This window comes from Janthinobacterium paucivorans (assembly GCF_051380805.1).
Lineage (GTDB): Bacteria > Pseudomonadota > Gammaproteobacteria > Burkholderiales > Burkholderiaceae_D > Janthinobacterium > Janthinobacterium lividum_D.
Window position 1 is genome coordinate 208550 of record NZ_JBNYXR010000005.1, and the last position, 22589, is coordinate 231138.

Annotated in this window: 19 protein-coding genes, 1 tRNA gene and 1 pseudogene; 19 read left to right on the forward strand and 2 right to left on the reverse strand. The window is 56.5% G+C overall.

What is annotated here, in order from left to right:
- The first annotated feature begins 105 nt into the window (after positions 1-105).
- The 19 genes from ACQ4V8_RS08475 to ACQ4V8_RS08565 all read left to right on the forward strand — a co-directional run bounded on the left by ACQ4V8_RS08475 (position 106) and on the right by ACQ4V8_RS08565 (position 21903).
- Positions 106-813 carry a PEP_CTERM-anchored TLD domain-containing protein gene (locus ACQ4V8_RS08475; protein WP_436571231.1) on the forward strand — a complete coding sequence of 236 codons (708 nt, stop codon included), beginning with the start codon at positions 106-108 and terminating at the stop codon, positions 811-813.
- 198 nt (positions 814-1011) lie between these two features.
- The gene (locus ACQ4V8_RS08480; RefSeq protein ID WP_436571232.1) at positions 1012-2052 is read left to right on the forward strand and encodes an MBOAT family O-acyltransferase; all 1041 of its coding nucleotides are present in this window, start codon (positions 1012-1014) and stop codon (positions 2050-2052) included.
- Positions 2024-2485, forward strand: coding sequence for an MBOAT family O-acyltransferase (locus ACQ4V8_RS08485; protein WP_436571233.1), 462 nt, complete (start codon positions 2024-2026; stop codon positions 2483-2485). Before ACQ4V8_RS08480 ends, ACQ4V8_RS08485 begins: the two co-directional genes overlap by 29 nt.
- A gap of 36 nt (positions 2486-2521) precedes the next feature.
- Positions 2522-3514 carry an SGNH/GDSL hydrolase family protein gene (locus ACQ4V8_RS08490; RefSeq protein WP_010395838.1) on the forward strand — a complete coding sequence of 331 codons (993 nt, stop codon included), beginning with the start codon at positions 2522-2524 and terminating at the stop codon, positions 3512-3514.
- A gap of 88 nt (positions 3515-3602) precedes the next feature.
- A tRNA-Arg gene (locus ACQ4V8_RS08495) sits at positions 3603-3677 on the forward strand.
- 170 nt (positions 3678-3847) lie between these two features.
- Positions 3848-5740: an ATP-binding cassette domain-containing protein gene (locus tag ACQ4V8_RS08500; protein WP_070345590.1), complete on the forward strand. Its 1893-nt coding sequence runs from the start codon at positions 3848-3850 to the stop codon at positions 5738-5740.
- 176 nt (positions 5741-5916) lie between these two features.
- On the forward strand, positions 5917-6579 hold the full coding sequence (locus ACQ4V8_RS08505) for a CAAX prenyl protease-related protein (protein WP_436571234.1): 663 nt from the start codon (positions 5917-5919) through the stop codon (positions 6577-6579).
- A gap of 95 nt (positions 6580-6674) precedes the next feature.
- On the forward strand, positions 6675-7877 hold the full coding sequence (gene epsL, locus ACQ4V8_RS08510) for an XrtB/PEP-CTERM-associated polysaccharide biosynthesis outer membrane protein EpsL (RefSeq protein WP_261980729.1): 1203 nt from the start codon (positions 6675-6677) through the stop codon (positions 7875-7877).
- 8 nt (positions 7878-7885) lie between these two features.
- The gene (locus ACQ4V8_RS08515; protein WP_010395845.1) at positions 7886-9268 is read left to right on the forward strand and encodes an undecaprenyl-phosphate glucose phosphotransferase; all 1383 of its coding nucleotides are present in this window, start codon (positions 7886-7888) and stop codon (positions 9266-9268) included.
- Positions 9269-9720: 452 nt separating this feature from the next.
- Positions 9721-10695, forward strand: coding sequence for an EpsD family peptidyl-prolyl cis-trans isomerase (locus tag ACQ4V8_RS08520; RefSeq protein ID WP_010395847.1), 975 nt, complete (start codon positions 9721-9723; stop codon positions 10693-10695).
- A gap of 51 nt (positions 10696-10746) precedes the next feature.
- Positions 10747-11535, forward strand: coding sequence for a polysaccharide export protein EpsE (gene epsE, locus ACQ4V8_RS08525; RefSeq protein WP_029496235.1), 789 nt, complete (start codon positions 10747-10749; stop codon positions 11533-11535).
- A gap of 62 nt (positions 11536-11597) precedes the next feature.
- Positions 11598-13013 (forward strand): chain length determinant protein EpsF, encoded by a 1416-nt coding sequence (gene epsF, locus ACQ4V8_RS08530; protein ID WP_010395851.1) that lies wholly within the window; start codon positions 11598-11600, stop codon positions 13011-13013.
- 14 nt (positions 13014-13027) lie between these two features.
- Positions 13028-13903, forward strand: a complete 876-nt coding sequence (epsG, locus tag ACQ4V8_RS08535) for a chain length determinant protein tyrosine kinase EpsG (protein ID WP_010395854.1) — start codon at positions 13028-13030, stop codon at positions 13901-13903.
- Complete coding sequence (gene xrtB, locus ACQ4V8_RS08540; protein WP_010395859.1) at positions 13904-14809, forward strand: exosortase B; 906 nt, start codon at positions 13904-13906, stop codon at positions 14807-14809.
- Positions 14806-15501, forward strand: coding sequence for an exosortase-associated protein EpsI, B-type (gene epsI / locus ACQ4V8_RS08545; protein WP_070345589.1), 696 nt, complete (start codon positions 14806-14808; stop codon positions 15499-15501). The genes xrtB and epsI overlap by 4 nt, the downstream gene beginning before the upstream one ends.
- Positions 15502-15618: 117 nt before the next feature.
- On the forward strand, positions 15619-17127 hold the full coding sequence (locus tag ACQ4V8_RS08550) for a lipopolysaccharide biosynthesis protein (RefSeq protein WP_010395863.1): 1509 nt from the start codon (positions 15619-15621) through the stop codon (positions 17125-17127).
- Between the two features lie 10 nt (positions 17128-17137).
- Positions 17138-18571 carry an O-antigen ligase family protein gene (locus ACQ4V8_RS08555; protein WP_010395865.1) on the forward strand — a complete coding sequence of 478 codons (1434 nt, stop codon included), beginning with the start codon at positions 17138-17140 and terminating at the stop codon, positions 18569-18571.
- Positions 18571-19509: a glycosyltransferase family 2 protein gene (locus ACQ4V8_RS08560; protein ID WP_436571235.1), complete on the forward strand. Its 939-nt coding sequence runs from the start codon at positions 18571-18573 to the stop codon at positions 19507-19509. The genes ACQ4V8_RS08555 and ACQ4V8_RS08560 overlap by 1 nt, the downstream gene beginning before the upstream one ends.
- Before the next feature lie 147 nt (positions 19510-19656).
- A complete protein-coding gene (locus ACQ4V8_RS08565; RefSeq protein WP_043461035.1) occupies positions 19657-21903 on the forward strand; it encodes a DUF4962 domain-containing protein in 2247 nt (748 codons plus the stop codon).
- Positions 21904-21950: 47 nt separating this feature from the next.
- Here ACQ4V8_RS08565 and ACQ4V8_RS08570 read toward each other — a convergent pair whose 3' ends face one another.
- Positions 21951-22145: a hypothetical protein gene (locus tag ACQ4V8_RS08570; protein WP_070345585.1), complete on the reverse strand. Its 195-nt coding sequence runs from the start codon at positions 22143-22145 to the stop codon at positions 21951-21953.
- Positions 22146-22194: 49 nt separating this feature from the next.
- Positions 22195-22335: pseudogene (gene tnpA / locus ACQ4V8_RS08575) on the reverse strand (IS66 family insertion sequence element accessory protein TnpA); the annotation flags it as partial.
- Positions 22336-22589 lie beyond the last annotated feature (254 nt).

A 22589-nucleotide genomic window follows, 5' to 3' on the forward strand; every position in this document is an offset into this window, starting at 1 on the left:
AAAAAATTATCTTTCATGTTATATTTGGCAACCGGAAAGCGTGCCGGTTTTAAATACTGACAGTCGAGGTAGCGGATGCAGAACAATTCTAGAGCAGCAAAAAGCATGGCGCTGGCGGTGGTCGGCATGGTTGTTTGCCTGGGTGCGCAAGCCGATTCCGGCACCTCGCTACTCTCTCCTAGTTACAAGACGCAACTGGAAACGTGGCTCGGCGAAGGGCGCCTGTCGCTGACGAATATTTATACCAAGGCTGCGGGCGATACCTCGCTGGACTTTCACAAGGCGTCCGATGGCAAGGGGCGTACTTTTTCCGTCATGGAGGCCACCAACGCATCGGGGCAGACCTGGCTGGTGGGCGGCTATAATCCGCAAAGCTGGAGTTCGTCGGGCACCTACAATACGACGCAGGAAGACCGCGACCGCACAGCTTTTATCTTTAACCTGACATCGGGACTGATGCTGCCGCAATTAAAGCAATATTTCAACGGCGATACCATCGGTAGCGGCCAGACTTTTAATCACATCGAATACGGCCCTACCTTCGGCGTCGGCCATGACCTTTACGTGCCACAGGATTTGACGCATGGCGGTTACTCATCGCTGTACAGCTATAATTATTTAGGCCAGCCGAACGGTGGCGTTAGCCTTATTGATGGCTCGGTGTTTACGAATCCGAATATCACTTATGGTGCGATCCAGGTGTTCAGTATCAGCGCCGTGCCTGAACCTGGCATTTATAGTTTGATGCTGGCGGGGCTGATCTTGCTGGCTGGGCTACATTTTCGCGAGAGGCAGGCAACGGTTCGCAGTTAAAGGCGGCTGTTGGACTGATATCGGGTACTCTTGCGCGTGTCGCAGGAGCGGCGCGCGGGCGCCCGCTGCTGACGCAAAAAGGCGATATGGCAGCATCTGTCTAGTCAGAAAAATGATTGATGGCCATTAGCTCATCGGATGGCAGTCGCCCGAGCTTGATATTGTCGTACGAATAATCACCCACGCTTGGATCTTGTAGTGTTATTTAATACCTTCTCATTTTTCCTCATTTTTCTACCGCTGGCACTGCTTGGTTACTTTGTCCTGTCGCGTCATTCGCTGCGCCTTTCCATCATTTTTCTATTGCTGGCCTCGGTTGCATTCTATTGCTACTGGGATATTGCCTTCTTGCCCTTGCTGGCCCTTTCCATTTGTATTAACTTTGCCGTCGGGCGCAGCATTTCGCTGCACCACAGCCAGGGCAGGCTGCGTCAGGCAAAGCTATGGCTGATTTGCGGCCTTACCTTCAATTTGTCCTTGCTCGTGTTTTTCAAGTACTTTGACTTCCTGCTGAGCAATATCGCCGCGTTTACGGGGGCGCCCATCGAACCCATCGGGATAACTTTGCCCATCGGTATTTCATTCTTCACCTTCACGCAAATCGCCTATCTTGTCGATTGCCACGCCGGCAAGGTTAAGGATTATCAGCCCGAAAGTTACGGCTTGTTCGTCACGTATTTTCCCCATCTGATTGCCGGTCCCATTCTGCATCACAAGGACATGATGCCGCAGTTCTCGGAGCCGACCCGCCATGTCTTTCGCCGCGCTCGGCTGGTTGTTGGCTTGAGTTTCTTTACCATCGGCCTGTTCAAAAAAGTCGTCTTGGCCGATGGCGTGGCGCGCTTCGTGGGGCCAGTCTTTGACCTGCACCATCAGCACCTGAGCATGCTTGAAGCATGGGCTGGCGCGCTGGCCTATACCTTCCAGCTGTACTTCGATTTCTCGGCATACTCCGATATGGCCTATGGCTTGTCCTATATGTTTGGCATTGTCTTGCCCATCAATTTCAACTCGCCGTACAAGGCGGCATCCATTATCGATTTTTGGCGTCGCTGGCATATCACGCTGTCCAATTTCCTGCGCGATTATCTGTACATTCCGCTGGGTGGCAATCGCAAGAGCGCGTTCCAGCGCTATCGAAATCTGCTGCTGACGATGTTGCTGGGGGGGGCTGTGGCATGGCGCCAACTGGACGTTCTTGCTGTGGGGCATGTTGCACGGTATTTATCTGATTATTAACCATGCCTTGCGGCATTTGCTGGGAGGGCGCAGCAACCTGATACTGCGTCTGGGTGGCGCGTGTGCCACCTTTCTAGCCGTGGTCGTGGCCTGGGTCTTCTTCCGCGCCACTTCCGTGGGCGTGGCTGTAGACGTGCTTCATGCTATGTTTGGGGGGACCCTGACGCCGGCGATGCGCGGAACTGTGCTTGGAATAAACCGCATCATGGAGCTTGGCACTTGCCTGTGGTGGCTCGGCGCCTGTGCCGCGATCGTGTTCTTTTTGCCAAATGCCTATGACCTGCTGGGCCGTGGCTTGCGCCTTGAGCAGGAAAATCGCCTGGAAGGCCGGTGCGGCAACCTGTTGATGGGTGCCATGCTGTTGCTGTGCCTATTTTTGCTGTCGATCAGCGAGACCCGCGGCGTGTCCGAATTTCTGTACTTTAACTTTTAAATCATCATGCGTTCATCCATTACGATAGGAATCGGTGTGCTGCTGATGGCGCTGGTGCTCGAAGTTGTGTTGCAGTGTCTGCCGGTATCATCCGGCTTGCGCCTCGATCAAAGTAGCCCCAGCATGCCGCTCAGCCGTTACATGCCCGGACAACATTATGTGTATTCCTATGGATGGGCACTGTCGAATGCGCGCCGTGGCGTCACCAACAGGCAGGGATTTGCCAATTCCGCCGATTTTCAGCCGGATGCCGCCGTGCTTGTGTTAGGCGACAGCTTCGTCGAAAGTCTGATGCTCGATTACCCGGACACCCTGCAGGGGGCGCTAGACAGCATGCTGGGCGGCGCCGTGTATTCCGCCGCCAGCTCGGGAAACGGCCTGGCCGATACGCTTGAATTGCTGCGCTACTATGCGCCTCGCTTGCATCCGCGTAACGTCGTCGTGCTGATCGATTCGGGTAATTTGAACAACTTGTTGTTGCCCGCATCGCGTAGCCACAACCAGTTCGTGGCCGGTCCCGATGGCGTGCGTACGGTGCATGTTGAGTATGTCGAATCCAAGCTCAAGCGCTGGATGGCGCACTCGGCTCTCGTGCGCTATGCCTATTACAATCTGAAACTTCCGGACTGGATCTCGTCGCTGCTGAGGGTAGCCCCTATGACAGGGGGCTTTAACGCTGCGCCGGCGGCACGCGATCAGATGCTTGATTATTATTTTAGGCAGATAAAGGCGGTGCAGGGTGTTGCTAATATGAAAATTGTCTTTGTCATTGATGGCGAGCGCAATACCTTGTACGAGCCGAAGAAGGGCAAGCCCACGTGGCACGGCGATGATCGCCAGGTTTTTATGGCGCAGGTCAGGAGGAATGGCCACACCGTGGTCGACATGCAGCCCGTGTTCGAGGAACATTGGCGCCAACGTGGCGAACGGCTCGATTTCCTGCCGATGGACGGGCACTGGAACAAGGTGGCGCATGGCATGGCTGCGCAGCAGGTCCGACAGGTTCTGTTGCCAGCCACGCAGCCATAGCCCGACGTCGCCAGCCGGATTTTCGCCTCGCGCACCAGTGTTCACTATGTCCATGGCGCGCGCCACCCTGTATAATGCCGCTGCGCGTGTCGCCATCGTACAATGGATAGTACAAGGTACTCCTAAGACTTAAATGCAGGTTCGATTCCTGCTGGCGACACCACATTCCACGCAGCGCGCGTCGGCGGCCCGAGTCCCTGCGGGCGAAATTACTGGTCGATGGCGATTGAAGTCCGAGATATCGGTACAATGCGTGCTTCATTCATCTAATCGGCGGCTGTTTTGCGCACCACGCGGTGTGCAGGGAACGGCGCCCGAGCACTCTTACTCATTATGGCTGTCATTTCTCTCTCATCGGCGCAACTTGCGTTCGGTCACGTCGCGCTGCTCGATCACGCGGAATTTTCACTGGAAACCACGGAGCGGGTCGGCTTGATCGGCCGCAACGGCACGGGTAAATCGTCGCTGTTGAAAGTCATCTCGGGCAAGTTCAAGCTCGACGACGGCTTGTTGGTGATGCAGCAAGGCATCAAGATCGCCTATGTGGAACAGGAACCGCAATTCGACCCGGATATGTCCGTGTTCGACGCCGTCGCCTCCGGCATGGGTGAATCGCAGGCATGGCTGAAGGAATACGATGCGTTGACGGGCCAGTTTGGCCAGGGCAATGACGACGAATTGATGGAACGCATGCACGACATCCAGGTCAAACTCGATGCGGCCGATGCGTGGAGCTTGCCGAACAAGGTGGAAACCGTGCTCGACCGTTTAAATCTGACGGGTGATATGTTGATGAAAACCCTGTCGGGCGGGATGCAAAAGCGCGTCGCGCTGGCACGCGCGCTGGTGTCGGCACCCGACGTGCTGCTGCTCGATGAGCCAACCAACCATCTGGACTTCAGCTCCATCTTGTGGCTGGAAGGCTTGCTGCGCGACTTCAAGGGCAGTGTGTTGTTCATTACCCATGACCGCTCCTTCCTCGACAACGTGGCCACGCGCATCATCGAGCTCGACCGCGGTCGTTTGCTGTCGTATCCGGGCAACTTCACCGCTTATCAGACTCGCAAGGCCGAGCAGCTGGAAATCGAGGAAGTGGAAAACGCCAAGTTCGACAAGTTCCTGGCGCAGGAAGAAGTGTGGATACGCAAGGGCGTCAAGGCGCGTCGCGTGCGTGACGAAGGCCGCGTGCGCCGCCTGGAAGCGCTGCGCCTGACGCGCAATGCGCGCCGCGACCAGCAAGGTCAGGTAAAACTGGACGTGTCGGCCGGCGAACGCTCGGGCAAGATCGTGGCAGACCTGGAAAACGTTTCCAAAATTTATGGCGACAAGGTCATCGTCAAAGATTTCAGTGCCACCATCTTGCGTGGCGACAAAGTCGGCCTGATTGGTGCCAACGGCGCCGGCAAGACCACCCTGCTGAAGATGATCCTGGGCCAGGAAGAGTCCGACACGGGTAGCATCCGCCTCGGTACCAAGTTGCAAGTGGCGTATTTCGACCAGATGCGCACGCAGCTGAACGAAGAGGCAAACTTGATGGAAACCATCGCGCCAGGCAGCGACTGGGTCGAGATCAATGGCCAGCGCCGTCACGTAATGACCTATTTGAACGATTTCCTGTTCGCGCCGGAACGCGCGCGTTCGCCCGTCAAGTCGCTGTCCGGTGGCGAGCGCAACCGTTTGCTGCTGGCGCGCCTGTTCGCCAAGCCGGCCAACGTGCTGGTCCTCGACGAGCCGACCAATGACTTGGATATCGATACTCTGGAATTGTTGGAAGAGTTGCTGGAAGAATATACTGGCACCGTCTTCCTGGTTAGCCATGACCGCACCTTCCTCGACAACGTGGTCACGCAGGTGATCGTCGCCGAAGGCGAGGGCAAGTGGCGCGAATTCGTCGGCGGTTACACGGACTGGGAGCGCGTGCGCACCTTGCCGATCGCCACGGCACCAGCGAGCAAGCCAGCTGTGAAGGTCGATGCCGCTGCACCGGCGGCCAAGCAGAAAAAGCTTAGCTACAAGGAGCAGCGCGAACTGGAAGAATTGCCCAAGCTGATCGCCAAGCTGGAAGACGAGCAATCGGTGCTCGCTGCCGAATTGTCGCACCCTGATTTCTACAAGAAGACGCCGGCCGAAGGCAAGCGCCTGAACGCGCGCGTGGCCGAAATTGAAGGTGAACTGCTGGAAGCGTTGGAGAAATGGGAGCTGATCGAGGCGCGCGCCAACGGTTGATGCCTTTTTGCATTTCTTGTTGTAATTAAATCAGTATTATTTGCCACGGAAACGTTCTGGTTTGATATAATTATATAATTATATTTATTACATCGGGGAATGCATGTTTTTCATAAAAAACACGCGCTCCGGACCACTGCGTCCGGCGCGTGGCTTCTCCTCCGATGCGCGGCACTATGTTTGACCGCGCTGCCTTGCCCAGGGTGGCGCCATTCCTGGCCTATTTGTCCTTCATCTTCATTGCCGACATGCTCGCTCGCCTGGGTGTTGCTTCGCAGGAATTGCGTTGGCTGTACGCCGTCAAGATCGGCGTCGTGTTGGGCATGCTGTTGTACTGGCGCCGTAGCTATACGGAATTGGCTTGGCGGCCCTTGGGTGCGCGCGCCTTGGCGGTGGCATTGGCCACGGGAGTCGTGGTTTTTCTGCTGTGGATTAATCTGAGCGCCAGCTGGATGACGATCGGTAGCGCCGCTGGCTTCGACCCGCGTAGCGACGGCCAGATCGCATGGAGTCTGGTGGTGCTGCGTATCGCTGGTGCTGCCCTCGTGGTGCCCGTGATGGAAGAGTTGTTCTGGCGCTCTTTCCTGCTGCGCTGGATCGATGCTGCTGATTTCCTGAAATTCCAGCCATGCCTGGCGAGCGCCAAGGCTTTTATTGTCAGTGTGGTACTGTTTGGCTTTGAACACAATTTGTGGCTGGCCGGCATCGTTGCCGGCGCCGCCTACAGTCTGCTGTACATGCGTAGTCAGAACCTGTGGTCGCCGATTCTTGCGCACGGCGTCACGAATGGCGTACTGGGCCTGTGGATTGTTTATGGCGGACACTGGACTTACTGGTAATATTGCCGATCAACTGTTTGCTCTCTCAAAAGACGATACCCATGTTGAATTCCCCTTGCCAAAGCGTGCCTAGCAGCGCATGCAAGTTGCCTGGCATGCCGCTCAAATCCCGCCTGCGTGCCGCCTGCGTCATCCTTGTATGCGGCATGGCAAGTTCGACGGCAGTGGCTGCGCTCAGCGATACCATTGTTCCGTTCTTGTCGACGTCGTATTCCTATGACGATAACCTGTTGCGCCTCGACGACAAAGTGCCCGGCTACAACGGTCCCCGTTCAGATACCTCGCGCCAGATACAAGCGGGATTCCTCGTCAACCGGCCGTTCGGACGCCAGATCTTGAGCGGGCAGGCGAAGTGGTCGCGTGTCTCGTTCCAGCACTTTGATCAGTTCAACTATAGCGGCAAGGATTTCCTAGCCGACCTGGAGTGGCATCTCGGCAACCATCTTGACGGTCACGCGGGCGCCTTGTACTCGCAAACCCTGACGCCGTTCAGTGATTTCCAGAGCGTCGAACGTAATTTGCGTACGCGCCAGCGCGAGTACGTGGATGGCGGCTGGCGTTTCCATCCGAGCTGGCGCGTGCGCGGCGCTTATAGTCGTGAGCGCTATTCGTACGATTTGCTATCGCAGCGCGTTTCCAACCGCGTGGAAAACGCCTCGGAACTGGGGCTGGATTACTTGGCTTCAAGTAACAGTCGCATCGGCGTTCAACTTCGTCATCTCAAGGGGAACTACCCGAACCGCCTGAACAGTGGTCAGTTTGGCCTCGACCGCGGTTATACGCAGGATGAGATGAAGGCTAATGTCTATTGGGTGTACAGCGCCATTACCCAAGTGCAGCTGCTGGGCGGCTTGGTGCGGCGCAGCAACTCCGTTAATTCGGAGCGCGATTCGAGCGGTGCCAATGGCCGCGTCGTAGTGAATTGGGCGCCACTGGGCAAGGTGCGCTTCACCGGTTCACTGTGGCACGAGTTTGGAACCGTGGAAAATGCGCTCATATCGAGCAGCTTGAATAACGGCGCCAGCGTGGCCGCCTCCTGGGATATCACTTCCAAGGTGCGCATGGATGCGCAACTGCGCCGCGAGAAGCGCGATTTCTCGTCCGTCAGCGGCCTGGTGCTGCCGGTCAATGTCAGCGATAACTCGCATACCGAATCGCTGGGAGTGACCTATCTGCCCACGCCGAGCATTCAGCTGGGCCTGAATGCCTTCCGTGAGACGCGCGAGGGCGCGCCGATTATCAATACAGGCAGCTACCGCGCCAAAGGCGTTTCCTTTAGCGCCAGTGTCCAGTTATGAAGAGTACTATGACGGTCAATGATATCCCCTTAATTTCCTTCTTCCAGCGCATCCTTGATCCACTGATCATCATGGGTACGTTGTATCTGTTGTCCGCCTTGTCTGGTTCGCCCTTTACCGGTTATTCGCTGGTACTGATGATATTGGCGTTTTTCATTTCCTCGTCTGTGTTTCAGTATGTCGATCCCTATCGCACCTGGCGCAGCGGCCGTATGCTGGCCTATGCCCGCGATGTCTTTGTCGGCTGGGGCATCACGGCCCTGATTCTCGTTTTCCTGGGGGCGGCGACGGAGCTGGCGTTTCATTATGACCACCAGTTGGTGCTGGCCTGGTTGGTGCTGACCCCGTTCATCATACTGCTCAGTCACCTCGCCGCGCGGCGCATGGCGGCTGATCCCGGACGTGACAGCGAAGTGCGCTCCGTAGTCATCATCGGCGCCAACGATGCCAGCCTGAAATTTGCCGCAACCGTAGAGCGCAATCCGAATCTGTTCATGAGAGTGCGGGGGTTTTTTGACGACCGCACGGATGAGCGCTGGCCAGAAACGATGCGCGAACCAATGCTGGGCAAGATGGCCGATATCGCCGCCTATGTGCGCGAACACAATATCAAGATGATATTTATCAGCCAGCCCATTTCTGCCCAGCCGCGCATCCGCAAGATGCTCGATGAATTGCAGGATACGACGGCTTCCGTGTACTTCCTGCCCGATATTTATATCTTTGACTTGATGCAGGCGCGTTTCGACAATGTGGGTGGCATGCCTGTGATCGCCATCCGCGAATCGCCGTTCACGGGCATTAATGGCATGGTCAAACGGGGTAGTGATATTGTACTGGGCCTGTTGATCCAGGTGATGTTGTTGCCTGTGATGCTGGTGATTGCCATCGCTGTGAAGATGACATCGAAGGGGCCGGTGATTTTCCGGCAGCGCCGCTACGGCCTGTATGGGGAGGAAATTATTGTCTATAAATTCCGCTCGATGACGGTCAGTGAAGATGGCGACAAGGTGGTGCAAGCGACCAAGGGCGATCAGCGCGTGACGCGCATAGGCGGTTTCCTGCGCCGCAGCTCTCTGGATGAGTTGCCACAGTTCATTAATGTCCTGCAGGGGAGGATGAGCATTGTCGGACCGCGTCCGCACGCGGTGGCGCACAATGAACAGTACCGCAAGCTGATCAAGGGCTACATGCTGCGCCACAAGGTCAAGCCGGGCATTACCGGGTGGGCTCAAGTGAATGGCTTGCGTGGCGAGACGGAAACAATCGACAAGATGGAAGCACGTATTCATTTTGACCTCGATTACCTGCGTAATTGGTCGCTATGGCTCGATTTGTGGATTATTTTGCGTACCGTCAAGGTGGTGCTGAAGCGTGACAATGCGCATTGAACGCGCGTCGCTTGCCTCGTGGCGGGCGCGCCTGTGGCGTGCGCCGGCGCGTCGCCCGCCCAGCGAAGTCCACAGCTACGTTGCAAAAAATCTGCGCCTAAAGGGCTTGCCCGATCCCAGCCGCTTTGCTGTATTGGTCTGTGCCCAAGTTTTGTGCAGTATGGTGTTAGTGGGCATTGCTTAAAAGTAAATATTTTAATTTGAAAATTATTTTCTAGTTGGCATGTATGTCAGTGTTTGTGTTCCTGATAAAATAGTTGTTTATAAGATCTTTTAATAGATTTTTAAGCAAATAGTTTCCTAGCAAGCTAATACACTGTGTATCATATTTATTATATTGATAATCATGTGGCCGCAAGCCCATAATTTCATTCGAAATCTGTTTAAAACTAGCAGCGGATTTCCTTACCTGAATCGAAGGAGTCATTTTGAACCAATCGCAAATCGCCCGTATGTCTTCCAAGCCTGCCATGCCGATGCGCCTGCTGTGTGCTGCCATGGTGTTGCTGGCCGTCGCAGGATTGTCCGCTTGTGGCAATAAAGAAAAAAAGCCTGGTCAGGCGCTGGCGAGCGTGAATGGGGAAGAAATTACCGTTTTTCAGCTGAATGAAGAGATGCAGCGCGCCAATGTCCAGGCGCCGCAGCAGGAAGCGGCCAGCAAGCAGTTGCTCGAATCGCTGATCGACCGCCAACTATTGCAGAACGAGGCGGTCAAGGACAAGACGGACCGCGATCCCAAGGTGGTGCAGGCGATCGAACGCGCCAAGGCGCTGATCGTTGCACAAGCCTACATGCAAAAGCGCGTCGGCACGGTCGCGCGTCCAACCAAGCAGGAAGTGGAGGAGTACTTCCACAAGAATCCCCAATTTTTCACCGAACGCAAGCAGTTCGACATGCGTGAACTGGTCATTGCCAGCGCCGACATGAACGACAAGCTGAAGGCTGCCATGGATGCGGCGAAGACGCTGGACGATGTTGCTGCCTGGCTCGATGCGAACAAGGTCAAGTATGCCCGTACCCAGCTATCGCGTACCAGCTCGGACCTGGCGCCTGAGCTGAGCGCAAAATTGCTGTCGATGCCGAAGGGCCAATTGTTCATTATTCGCGAGGGCGACCGCACATTACTCATTTCTCTGGCCAATATCAGCGACAATCCCGTGACCCTGGCGCAGGCCGAGCCGCAGATTGAGCAATTTATGTTCAACAAGAAAAATAAGGATGCTGCCGATGCTGAACTGAAGCGTTTGCGTGCCGCCGCCAAGATCGAGTACCTGGGCAAGGATGGCGCTCCGGCGGCGGCATCGGCAGCCGCTAGCAGCGCCGCGCCAGCTCCGGCTTCGGCTCCTGCTCCGGAAGCTGCGGCCCAGCCTGCTCCGGCGCAGAGTTCCTCGGAAGCAAATGACCGTGGCGTTGCTGGCTTAAAGTAAGTACCAGCATTTTAGTTTAGCTAATTAACTTATCAATGGAATAAGCGAATCATGAAACGACTTCTGATGTGGTGCATGGCCACTCTGCTGGCCTTGAGTGCTGGTTTTGCCGGCGCTGCCGATATACAGCTTGGTGCCGGCGATGTATTGAAAATTTCCGTCTATGGCAATCCCGATCTGGCCCTAGAAACGCGCGTCAGCGAGGCGGGCGAAATCACCTTCCCTCTGGTCGGTAATGTTGCCCTGGGCGGTCTGTCGGTCTCGTCAGCAGAAAAAAAGCTGGGCGGTTTGTTGGAAAAAGGCGGCTTCCTGCGCAAGGCACAGGTGAACATCATCGTGACGCAGTTGCAAAGCCAGCAAGTGTCGGTGCTGGGCCAGGTCAATCGTCCCGGACGCTATCCGATTGAAGGCAAGCGCAGCCTGATGGACATGCTGGCTATGGCCGGCGGCGTTAGCCAGGACGGCGGCGATGCGGTCAGCGTGATCCGCAAGCGTAATGGTAATACGACGCGTGAAATCGTCGACATCGTCGATATGGTGCGCTCGGCCGACTTGAACCGCGACCTGGATGTGGCCGGCAATGACGTGATCTTTGTCGAGCGCGCGCCGCGCTTCTATATTTACGGCGAAGTGCAGCGCCCGGGGGCCTTCCGCCTTGAGCGTTCGATGACGGTGTTGCAGGCATTATCCGTCGGCGGTGGCTTGACGCAGCGAGGCACCGAGCGCGGTATTCGTATCAAGCGCCGTGACGAGGCTGGCAAGCTGGAAATCATTAAGGCCAAGCATGATGACCTGCTGCAAGTTGACGATATGGTGTACGTGCAGGAAAGCCTGTTCTAAGCCTGGTTCTGTATCTTTCCGGCACAAGCCGGATGTTTTTCATTCTGTGTTGAGGTTTTTTCATGAATTTGTCACAGCTCCTACTGATCCTGCGTGCACACAAGAAGTTGATCTTGATCACGCTGCTGGTTACTGTGCTCGGCACGCTGTCGGTTAGTCTGCTCTTGCCTAAAACATACAAGGCGACAAGTTCGTTGCTCTTGAACTACAAAGGTGTCGACCCGTTGACCGGCCTGCCCATGCCGGGCCAGTTGTTGCCCGGTTTCATGGCGACGCAAATCGACATCATCAGCAGCAAGAACGTTGCCTTGCGCGTTGTCGATTATTTGAAACTGGCGGAAAGCCCGGCCGTGATCGCGCAATTCAATGAGGCGAACGAAGGCAAGGGCGGCACCGTGCGCGACTGGCTGGCCGATCTGCTGTTGAAAAAGGTGGAAATTGTGCCTTCGCGCGAAAGCAGCGTAGTCGATATCAGCTTCAAGGGCAGCGACCCGCAGTTCGTCGCTGCCGTGGCAAATGCCTTTGCGGACGAATACCAAAAGATCAGCATCCAGCTGAAGGTCGATCCCATGCGCCGCGTCTCAACGTATTTTAGTGAACAGACCAAGTTGTTGCGCGATAACCTGGAAGTGGCGCAGAGCCGGCTGTCCAAGTATCAGCAGGACAATGGCATCGTCAGCGTCGACAATCGCCTTGATGTAGAGTCGAACCGTTTGAATGACTTGTCGGCGCAGCTGGTCATGGTCCAGGGCCAGGCGATGGAAGCGTCGTCGCGCCAGCGCATGGCTCAGGGCAGCAATGGCATGGCCTCGCCCGACGTTTCGTCGAATCCGCTGATCCAGAACCTGAAAATTGGTCTGGGCAACGCCGAAGGCAAGCTGGCGGAAATCGCCCAGCGCCTGGGTCGCAATCACCCGCAATACGAGAGCGCCAAGGCGGAAGTCGACAAACTGCGCGCTGATCTGCGCGACCAGTTGGCCAATACTTCTAGCAGCGTGGGTAATAACGCACAGATCATGCAGCAGCGCGAAGCGGCAGTACGCGCCGCTCTTCAGGCGCAAAAAACCAAGGTGCTGGAACTAAACCGTACCCGCGATGAGATGGGCGTGCTGATGAAGGATGTCGAAAGCGCCCAGCGCGCCTTTGACGTGACTTCCCAGCGCTTGTCGCAGACGCGCATCGAGGGACAGGCGGAGCAGTCGGATGTCTCCGTGCTCAATCCGGCCGTCCCGCCGACCGATCCTGCCGGTCCACGCGTGCTACTCAATACCTTGCTTTCGATTTTCCTCGGCACTTTGCTGGGTGTGGGCCTCGCCATCGTGATCGAGATGTTGTATCGCCGCGTGCGTTCGGAAGCTGACTTGCAAGATGCGCTGCAAATTCCCGTCTTCGGCTCGATTGACTGGAACGCCAGCAAGACGCCAGGCAAAAAAGGTGTGTTGAACGGCATCCTTCCGCGCCGCCTGCGCCTTCGTTAAACATGGATAAGATGATGAATCAAGCCGAGCTACCTATTCCGATGAACACCGTGCCACGTACCGGCGACTCCAGTATTGGCGGTCTGCTGCTCGAGTCGGGCAAGATCACGCCAGAGAACGCCGAGCGTGTCCTGCGCATGCAAAAAGAACTCGGCATCCGCTTCGGCGAAGCGGCCCTGCGCCTAGGGCTGATCACAGAAGCCGACATTCAGCAGGTGCTGGCACGTCAGTTTGATTATCCCTACCTGCAAAAAGGCGAGGGCAAGTATTCGCAACTGCTGGTCGCGGCTTACGAACCGTTCACTCCGCAAGTGGAAAAACTGCGAGCGATTCGCAGCCAGCTCATGCTGCGCTGGTTTGCGCGCGGGCACAAGGCGCTGGTGGTACTGGGTGGTGCGTCCGGCGACGGTGCCAGTCTGTTTGCCGCCAACTTGGCCGTGGTGTTTTCGCAACTGGGCGAGCGCACCCTGCTGGTTGACGCCAACTTGCGCAATCCGCGCCAGCATGAGATTTTTGACGTGCAGACGCGCCAGGGCCTGTCCGACGTGCTCGCTGGCCGCGCCCAGCTTGACGCCATTACCAAGGTCGAATCGTTCGTCGACTTGTCCGTGCTGGGAGCCGGCACCTTGCCGCCGAATCCGCAAGAGTTGCTGAGCCGTAGCTCGTTTGCCAACCTGAACACGGAAATCGAATCGTTGTTCGACATCGTCATCTATGACGTGGCTGCCTACGCCCTCGGTTCCGATGCCATGGCCATTGCGGCGCGCGCCGGTGGCGTGCTGATCGTGGCGCGCAAGGATCAATCCCTGTTGAGTGATATCAACGCCATGGCCGAGCAAATCGTGCAGAGCGGCGCCAAGGTGGTTGGTTCCGTGATGGTAGATTTCTAAATGAATACGCAAGTCAAGCGCTGGAATGGCGTGAATTTGCAGCAATGCAAGGAGTATCTGCCGGAATGGCTGCCGCTGGCCGTTGGCATGCTAGCCATGTACATCCCGTCGTTTATCGGCCTCTTTGGCGGTATTTGGGCGACGGAAGAGCAGGCGCATGGCCCCATCATCCTGTTCCTGTCGCTGTGGTTGATCTGGCGCAACTGGCCGTACATGCTGGAAAAAACCAGCGCTACCGAACCAAGCGCTCTGGGCTGGGTAGCGCTGGTCATCGCCTTGGTGCTGTACGTGCTGGGCCGCTCGCAACATATCTTAGCCTTTGAAATCGCTTCCTTCATCTGGATGCTCGCCGCGATCCTGCTGCTGAAACGGGGCTTGCGCGCCCTAAAGGTGCTGTGGTTTCCCTTTTTCTTCATGCTGTTCATGGTGCCTCTGCCGGCCCAGCTCGTGATTATGCTGACGATGCCGATGAAGATGGCGGTGTCGTACGTGGTCGAGCACCTGCTGTTCTTTGCCGCTTACCCTATTGCCCGCACGGGCGTGATACTGCAGATCGGCCAGTACCAGCTGATGGTGGCGGACGCGTGCGCAGGCCTGCAGACCTTGCTGTCGCTGGAGGCACTGGGCCTGTTTTATCTGAATGTCGTGCGCCACACCTCGGCCCTGCGCAATATCGCTCTGGCCATCCTGATCATCCCGATTTCGTTCTCGGCCAACGTCGTGCGCGTCATCGTGCTGACCTTGATTACCTATTATTTCGGTGATGCGGCGGGGCAGGGTTTCCTGCACGGTTTTGCCGGCATGGTGCTGTTCATTACGGCGCTGATCTTGATCCTGTCTGCTGATACTCTGCTGCAATGGATCGTTAAATTGCGCGCACGCGCAGCATTGGGGAGCCGGGCATGAAATCGATGAGTAAGTCCGTCAAGGCCAGCATGCTTGCCGGCATCCTGATGGTGGCGTCGGCCGGTCTGGCCAAGCACTTGACGCCTAGCGTCAAGATCGCGGACAGCAAGAGCCAATTCCAGCTCGCTGAGATCATTCCCGCTCAATTTGACGGCTGGACCATCGATACGAGCATCATCCCGTTGCAAGTGGATCCGGAAACCCAGGCGCGCCTGGACAGGATATATAACCAGACTCTGTCGCGTACGTATGTCGATCTGCAAGGAAATCGCGTCATGCTATCGATCGCCTATGGTGGCGACCAGAGCAGCAATATGGCTGTCCACTTGCCGGAAGTCTGCTATGGCGCTCAAGGTTTCGAAGTGCAGAAATCGGGCCGCGGCGAGATTAGCACAGCATACGGCACGATACCGGTGAAACGGCTATATGCCATCAGTGGCCCGCGCCAGGAACCGATCACTTACTGGATTACCGTGGGCGACAAGGCGCTCACTCCCGGCATAGACCAGCGCATGCAGGAACTGCGCTATGGCTTAAGCGGCGCAATTCCCGATGCCATGCTGGTACGTGTATCGAGTATCAATAGCGATACTAGGGCCGCCTATGCGACACAGGAAGGTTTTGTGCGCGCCATGTTGTCGAGTATGAAACCGCAGGACCGTGCGCGCATCATCGGCAGCTTTCCTGGTTGATCCGGGCGCCGGTGCGCCGTCTGTCGCGGCTTATGCGCCCTGAAATTTTATCGATAGGAATCACCATTAACACTTCTCCGCTGCGCGTGAGCGCTTCTTCCTGCCCCGTGTTCCGCCATGCCCGCCAGCGCTGACATCAAGACGCGGGCCGTGAGTGCCGTGAAGTGGGCCGCGCTCGGCACGGTGACCCGCTTCGTGCTGCAGATGGGGGTGCAGATCGTGCTGGCCCGCCTGCTGGGGCCGGAAATCTATGGTTTGTTCGCCATGGGGCTGCTGGTTATGACCCTGAGCACCTTCCTCGCTGATTTTGGCTTTGCCTGGGGCCTCGTGCAAAATCAGGAACTGCAAGACGATGACATCCGCTTTGCCTTTACATGGCAGTGCTTGTCCGGCGCGGCGGCCATGCTTGGCCTGTACCTGCTGGCACCGTGGGTTGCCGCCTACTTTAAGGAGCCGCGCCTGGAATCGATCGTCAGCTGGTTGAGCCTGACGTGTTTGCTGAGCGCGATGACGGCGCCGAGCAGCAATCTGTTACGCCGTCAACTGGATTTTCGCTGGCTTAACATTGCGCAGATTCTCAGCTACGCGCTGGGCTATCTGTGCGTGGGCGTACCGCTGGCGCTGATGGGCGCCGGCGTCTGGACCTTGGTCAGTGCGTGGCTGGTACAGGCACTAAGCTTGCTGCTACTTACATATTGCCGTAAGCCCCATACGCTGCGTCCGCTGCTGTGGTACGCGGGGGCGCGCCGCTCGACGAACACGGGCAGCACGGTCTTCATTACCAACTTGAGTAACTGGTTCTTGAATAATCTGGACCGTATTTTTCTCGGGCGTATGCTCAATGCCCATGCAGTGGGGGTCTATGCGGTCGGTTATAACCTGGCCAATACGCCCAATTCGCTGTTTCTCAGTGCGCTGCAACCGGCCTTCCTGGCGGCCGGCGCGCGTTTGCAAGACGACCTGGCGGGTTTGCGCCAAGCTTACTTGTCCGTCATCGCCGCCACCTGGATCGTCATCGGGCCTATCTTCGTGGTGTTTGCCTGCTTGGCCGGCGACCTGATCGCCACCCTGTACGGCGACGCCTGGCGCGAATCGAGCCGCGTGCTGGCTGTGTTGGCGCTGGCTATGCCAGCCTACGTCACATGGGGCATGTCCACGCCGATCTTGTGGAATACGGGCGGCAAGCATCTGGAGTCCTTGCTGCAGATGCCGCTGATCGTGTTGGCCTGCCTGGCGCTCTGGCAATTCGCGGGCCTGGGCGTGCTGATGGTCGCCGGCATCGCCGCTGGCACCTTGCTGGCGCGCGCGGTGGTGATCGGCAGCGCGGCGTGTCGCCGTCTGCGGCTGGGGCCGGCGGACCTGTGGCCCAGTGTCTGGCGTTCCATCGTGTTGATGCTGCTTGCGGCGGCGGGTGCGCATGGCGGTTCCCTGCTGGGACATGCCCTGGGGCATGGACCCTTGCCGGCTTTGTTGCTCGGCTCATTGGGCGGCGGTGGCCTGTGTCTGCTGGCCGGCATGATTTATCCGCCATTGCTGGGCCGGCGCATTGTTGACCTGCTTGGACGTTTCAGTCCGCCGGTACCGGCATGGGTCGGCGTTTATCTTCGTAGTAAATGTTTGGTGTGATGAGACTGATATGATTGAATTGATCATCGGCCTGGCAGTCTTGGCTGCTGCCATCGCTGTCCTGGCGGGTGCCGCATTGAGCGCGCACTGGGGAAGGAACCGCGAATTGGGGGTGATGCAGTATATTCCCTACCTGCTTCTGCTGAACTATGGCTTGTCCATCCTCTTGTCGGGCCGCGACCTGGCTTTTCCTGATGATGTGCTGGCCATTGTCATCAACAAGAGCCCCCTCGTTTCCTGGTTGGGGCGCCTGAGCTCGATATTTCTGATCTTCTCGTGTGGCGAGCGCATATTGCGCTACGTGCTGAACGCTGGAAGCGAGCACAAGCGCATGCCCGGCATGCTGCTGTTTGCTTTCTGGATTTTTTATGTCAGCAATACATTGGCACCCGCGCTGTTCGGCCTATACCCATATTTTTCCCACGAATTCCTGTATGCGCTGCTGGCTTGCCAGGCGGCGCTGATGGCCAATACCAAGGCCAACGTGGATGCCATGACGGTCACACTGCGCAATTCTCTGCTGGCGCTGCTCGTTGCCAGTGCAGCTTGCATCGTATGGAAGCACGGCCTGGTGATGAGCACGAACTACCACGGTCTGGTGCCGGGCCTGAAGCTGCGTTATGCTGGGCTGACCAGCCACGCCAACAGCCTTGGACCATTGTGCATGCTGTTCATGCTGTGCCTGTGGTACCGGCCTTTCAAGAGTGACTGGCTGAGGCGCTGTGGCTGGATATTGGGTGGTGTCAGCCTGGTGCTGACGCAGTCGAAGACTAGCTGGATCGCTTTTGTCCTGTCGGTGGTGGTGCTGGCCTGGTATAGCCGCCGCGATGAAATCAACGCCCGCATCCAGGATTTCCGTCGCCCCCATCTGCCCGTGCTGCTGGTGCTGCTGATGATGTTTTCCGGCACCATGCTGTGCGTGATTTTCATGTTCGGCGGCGGTAGTGACAAGATTGCGCGTTTCTTCACCACTCGTGACGGTGCTGAACTGATGACCTTCATGGGACGCGAACAGATCTGGCAGATCGCCGTCGAAGAGTGGCGCAAAAACCCCGTGTTTGGCTATGGACTGAATATCTTCGATGAAACTTTCCGCAAGAGTATTGGCATGCCGTTCGCCACGCATGCGCACAGTCAGTTCTTTCAGAGTCTGTCTAGCGCCGGCAGCGTCGGCGCCTTCGGCTTGCTTTTCTACACGCTGGTGATCGCCTATTTTGTGGCTAACACCGTCCGGGCCAGCCAGGGTCTGTCGCTGGCGTTGTTTATCGTGCTTATTTGCAAGTCGATCAGTGAGGTGCCCTTGTCGCTGGCTAGCATTAGTCCTGACTTGCCGATTCATATGCTGCAACTGGCTGTGCTCGTCCGCTACTATGTGCCGGCGGCACAGCAGCGGCGCGAGAAAGCCTTGGCGCGGCGCAATATGATGGAAGGGAGTTTGTCTTGATGTTGTGCTCCGTCATTATTCCGCTGTATAACAAGGAAAAATATATCGTCTCGGCGATTGAGTCTGTGATAGCGCAAAGCTACCAGGATTTTGAAATCGTCGTCGTCGATGACGGCTCGCGCGATGGCGGCGCGGCGCTCGTAGAAGCGATGGCCGATCCGCGTGTACGTCTGATCCGACAAGCCAATGGCGGCGTGTCGCGCGCGCGCAATGCCGGAATCGCAGCGGCACGCGGTGAGCTTGTATGCTTTCTTGATGCCGATGACTGGTATGGTGTGGCGTTTCTGGAAGTGATGGTGAGCATGTACAGGCAGTACCCCGAGGGCAGCTTCTTCTCCAGTTCGTTCTTGTGTATGGAAGAGGCGGTGGATGGCCAACTTGATACTGATGTTGATGCCAATTTTTTCGCGTTGGACAATTTCTATGAATATCAGGCTGCGCATGGCGTCTTTTATTGTACTAATTCGATAGCTGTACCGCGTGCCACTCTACAGTCCATGCCGCAGTGTTTCCCTGAGGACGATCATTTCGGAGAAGATCAGGATTTGTGGTTCAGGTTGGCAGATCGTTTGCAGTTCATTTTTTGCCCAGCCAAGTTGGTGGCATATCGAATGGACGTTGCCGGCAGCCTTTGTGCCGTGCATGATATGCGCACCATGCCCGAGGTATACTCGCGGCTGGAGCAGCGGGCTTTGCGGTGGTCCGCCAGCGATCGTTCACGGCGGGCGGCATTGCGTATTGTGGCGTATGCATACGTGGGAGTTGCCCGATATGCCTTGCAAGATGGGCGTCGTGCCGACGCATTCACTGCCTTGCGCCGCGCCGCGCGTTACGCCGTCAGCATGCGATGGCTAGCGACGTTGCTGATGTGTGCAATAGGTAACGGGGCGTTGCTTAAGCGTTGGGAATTGTGGCGCGAACAGCGCATGCGCGACTAATCTATGGGTTGTAGAAAGGCAAAAACGGTATAATCAGGCTTGCACTGACGTATTTATGCGCGCCGACGGCAAGTGAGATGCAAAGCTGCGGGAAAAATCGGATGCTATTCCCGACAAGTTACCATTATTCTCATGGAGGCTACAAGTATGAAAGCCGCTAAACGAACTTTGCTTTGCAGCGTCGCCTGGTTGCTGTTCCCCTATTCCCCTTATGCTTATGCCGACTGGGCACAGTCCACGGATGTCCTGATTGTGCGGCCCAAGCCGGCGGGCATGGAGACGCAGTCGCAGAATCCTCCTAGCTTTACATGGGCTAGGCATGCGACCAATTTTGCATCTTATACTTTGGAAATTCGTCAAGGTGAGACCGTAGTGCGTTCTTACACGACTACACGTAATTGGTACTTGCCAAGCAAGGCATTGCCTAACGGAAATTACACGTGGCGCGTGCGACCCACTAGCAGCCCTGCGGAGTGGTCCACTGACCGTGCTTTTATCATTAGCACCGCGTCGCTGCCATTCGAATTGGCCGAGAATGACGCGTTGCGTGCGACAATTTTACGAAAATCCAGGCCACGCGCGCTGCAACTGAACATGCCACTGGCGAGCGCATGGTCGGCGGCTATGAAGGCCGAGCGCGGCGCTGCCTTGTTATCTTTGACGAACGAAGTGGTGCGTCAATCGACGGCGATTGCATATCCTCGCGATAGTGACTGGCCGCTTGTGTTGCCTAGCACCAAAATCGTCACGGCGGCACTTGCCGCTCAGATGGCATCTATCCGCACGTCGATTAATTTGAATACGCGTCAATTGACAGCTGCGACCTTGTTGTACCGATTGACTGGCGAAGAGCGTTTTTTGACCGAGGCATTGAAGCGTGGCAACGCCCTCGCTGCGCTTAGTCCCGCAGGCCCGACGAGTTATCTTGAACAGGATCAGGGGAGTCGCGCCATTTCGCTGGCGCTGATACGTGCCGTTGATACTATAGGTAGCTCGCTCGATGCCACGCGTCGGGCCGCCTGGCTCAACATCGTCAAATTACGTGTTACGGATTTTTATAAGGATATGTCCGCAAATAACGGTCGTATTGAGAATTATCCGTATGAGTCACACGCACATACAAATTTGTTCTTCCTGGCCTTGATTTCTGCCCTGTCCGTTGGCGATATCCCTGAAGCGAATACTTGGTTCGATTTTTCTGTGCGCTACATGGCTAGCTCGCTGATGGTCTGGAGCGGTCCGGAAGGGGGGTATTCAGAAGGTACTGCATATGCGGAATATACTGCTGATTACGCTTTGCAAACCTGGCCAAGTCTGGAGCAGGCGACGGGCATCAATCTGTTTGCCAAGCCATGGTCTGCCGGCCTGGCCCGTTTCTTCATGCATTTCGTGCCACCAGGCACGAAAACGCATTTGTTTGGTGATGGAAAGGAAAATGAGCCGGTATATCGCTTCGAGAAAGCGTTCGTCTCGCGTTTTGCTACCCCGCAGGCGGCTTGGTATGTGCGCAATATGCCAGGTACGGAGGATGCGTTGAGTCTACTGTCGGCGCCATATCCTTTGCCAGTAAATACTGTCACTGCTCCACCGGCGCCGCCAGCGAATGCTGCCCTGTATTCGAGCATTGGCTGGGTTGCCATGCATAGCGATCTCCAAAATTTTCTGCGTACCTCTGTTTACTTCAAGGCAAGTCCTTACGGCGCTATTTCCCATGGGCATGGTAACCAGAATGGCTTTGTGCTGACGAGCGCCGGGGTTCCCTTAATTAGCGAAACGGGCTGGTACGACTGGTATGGCTCACCAATGCACACGAGCTGGTACCGGCAAACCAAATCTGCCAATGCGCTGACTTATGATGGTGGTGTTGGGCAAGTCGTTGACGGATATCGCGAGCCGTTTCAAAGCAATGGCTACATCAAGGCGTTTTCAACAACTCCCTTGGTCGACTATGTGCAGGGTGATTCTACTTTGGCCTATGGTGGCGCCCTCGGCTCCGCAGTACGCCAGCTATGGTATTTACGTCAGAGCGATGCCGTGGTTGTGAGAGACAAGGCAAGTTCTGCGAATAAACGTCTGTTCGAGTGGAATTTTCACGCTCTTGCCCCAATCCTCGTTGATACTGCAGGCAAGGTTTCTATCGTAAAAAGTGGACGTTCCGTTTGCGTAACCCCTATTGTTGCAAATGGCTTACGCTTTGAGCGGCGCACCGGTCCGCCACCGAAAACGGGTGTCACTGAGGATCATGGAGTGTTTTTGTTGCCTGCGGCTACGAATAACGCCGAATTCCTGATGTTACTGGATGTCGGCTGTAAAAAACCGCTAGTCTCTCTGGCGCCTGCTGCTGGAGGGCGTAACGTTACCGTTGGCACACAGACCATTTTTATTGCCGATTGAGATAGGCATCTTGTTACATGTTCGTAAGCATTCAGCCACGCCTCCTTTCAATCAGTCTTGAGGCGTACTAGACTTTGCAAATGACAGCAGTGAACGATCTCGCTGCGCGGGCAGGAGGGGAGTTTTTCGACGGTTTGGGTCGGCCAGCGCAGGGGTTCCAAGCCATTGAGTTTGGCGCTGGCGAGCCGGCCGATGTCGACCGGCGCCACGGCGATACTCACTGCCGTCAATTGCAGGTTCATGCCGGCCGCCTACGCGGTGCGGCGACACCGCCGCCTCGGTAACGTTGTCGGACTTGACCGCCACCGGCACCAGTTCTGGTGTTTGGGCGCCGACGCCGTCGCGCAGCTTGCGTATCCAATAGCCGGCCTGGCGCACGGGCCAGCCATGCTCAAGCGCGAAGGCGCGTTGGCTCAGGCCAGTGTACGCCATTGCTGCGCCCGCTCTTTTTATGGGGCCCTGCGTACACTTCAATTCATTCTGATCTCCATAGCGAAAATCGGAGTACGGTCAGGCATTCCGGGTATTTACAGATGTGGCGGCAGGATGCTTATGCATAGTCATCCTGCCCGCTTGCTGCAACAGCGAGCGGGCGTTTTTCAATATTGCTATTGTGAGAATCCAAAGGTGTATTTCTCATGGCGTGGGGTGCGCAATGGTGCTTTTGACGATATTTGAGACACGGC

Coding starts and splice junctions, on each gene's coding strand:
- epsF (WP_010395851.1), top strand. CDS start 11,598: ATGAATTTGTCACAGCTCCTACTGATCCTGCGTGCACACAAGAAGTTG.
- ACQ4V8_RS08475 (WP_436571231.1), top strand. CDS start 106: ATGGCGCTGGCGGTGGTCGGCATGGTTGTTTGCCTGGGTGCGCAAGCC.
- epsE (WP_029496235.1), top strand. CDS start 10,747: ATGAAACGACTTCTGATGTGGTGCATGGCCACTCTGCTGGCCTTGAGT.
- ACQ4V8_RS08505 (WP_436571234.1), top strand. CDS start 5,917: ATGTTTGACCGCGCTGCCTTGCCCAGGGTGGCGCCATTCCTGGCCTAT.
- ACQ4V8_RS08565 (WP_043461035.1), top strand. CDS start 19,657: ATGAAAGCCGCTAAACGAACTTTGCTTTGCAGCGTCGCCTGGTTGCTG.
- ACQ4V8_RS08485 (WP_436571233.1), top strand. CDS start 2,024: ATGTTGCACGGTATTTATCTGATTATTAACCATGCCTTGCGGCATTTG.
- ACQ4V8_RS08500 (WP_070345590.1), top strand. CDS start 3,848: ATGGCTGTCATTTCTCTCTCATCGGCGCAACTTGCGTTCGGTCACGTC.
- ACQ4V8_RS08570 (WP_070345585.1), bottom strand. CDS start 22,145: ATGAACCTGCAATTGACGGCAGTGAGTATCGCCGTGGCGCCGGTCGAC.
- ACQ4V8_RS08560 (WP_436571235.1), top strand. CDS start 18,571: ATGTTGTGCTCCGTCATTATTCCGCTGTATAACAAGGAAAAATATATC.
- epsG (WP_010395854.1), top strand. CDS start 13,028: ATGAATCAAGCCGAGCTACCTATTCCGATGAACACCGTGCCACGTACC.
- ACQ4V8_RS08515 (WP_010395845.1), top strand. CDS start 7,886: ATGACGGTCAATGATATCCCCTTAATTTCCTTCTTCCAGCGCATCCTT.
- epsL (WP_261980729.1), top strand. CDS start 6,675: ATGCCGCTCAAATCCCGCCTGCGTGCCGCCTGCGTCATCCTTGTATGC.
- xrtB (WP_010395859.1), top strand. CDS start 13,904: ATGAATACGCAAGTCAAGCGCTGGAATGGCGTGAATTTGCAGCAATGC.
- ACQ4V8_RS08520 (WP_010395847.1), top strand. CDS start 9,721: ATGTCTTCCAAGCCTGCCATGCCGATGCGCCTGCTGTGTGCTGCCATG.
- ACQ4V8_RS08550 (WP_010395863.1), top strand. CDS start 15,619: ATGCCCGCCAGCGCTGACATCAAGACGCGGGCCGTGAGTGCCGTGAAG.
- epsI (WP_070345589.1), top strand. CDS start 14,806: ATGAAATCGATGAGTAAGTCCGTCAAGGCCAGCATGCTTGCCGGCATC.
- ACQ4V8_RS08555 (WP_010395865.1), top strand. CDS start 17,138: ATGATTGAATTGATCATCGGCCTGGCAGTCTTGGCTGCTGCCATCGCT.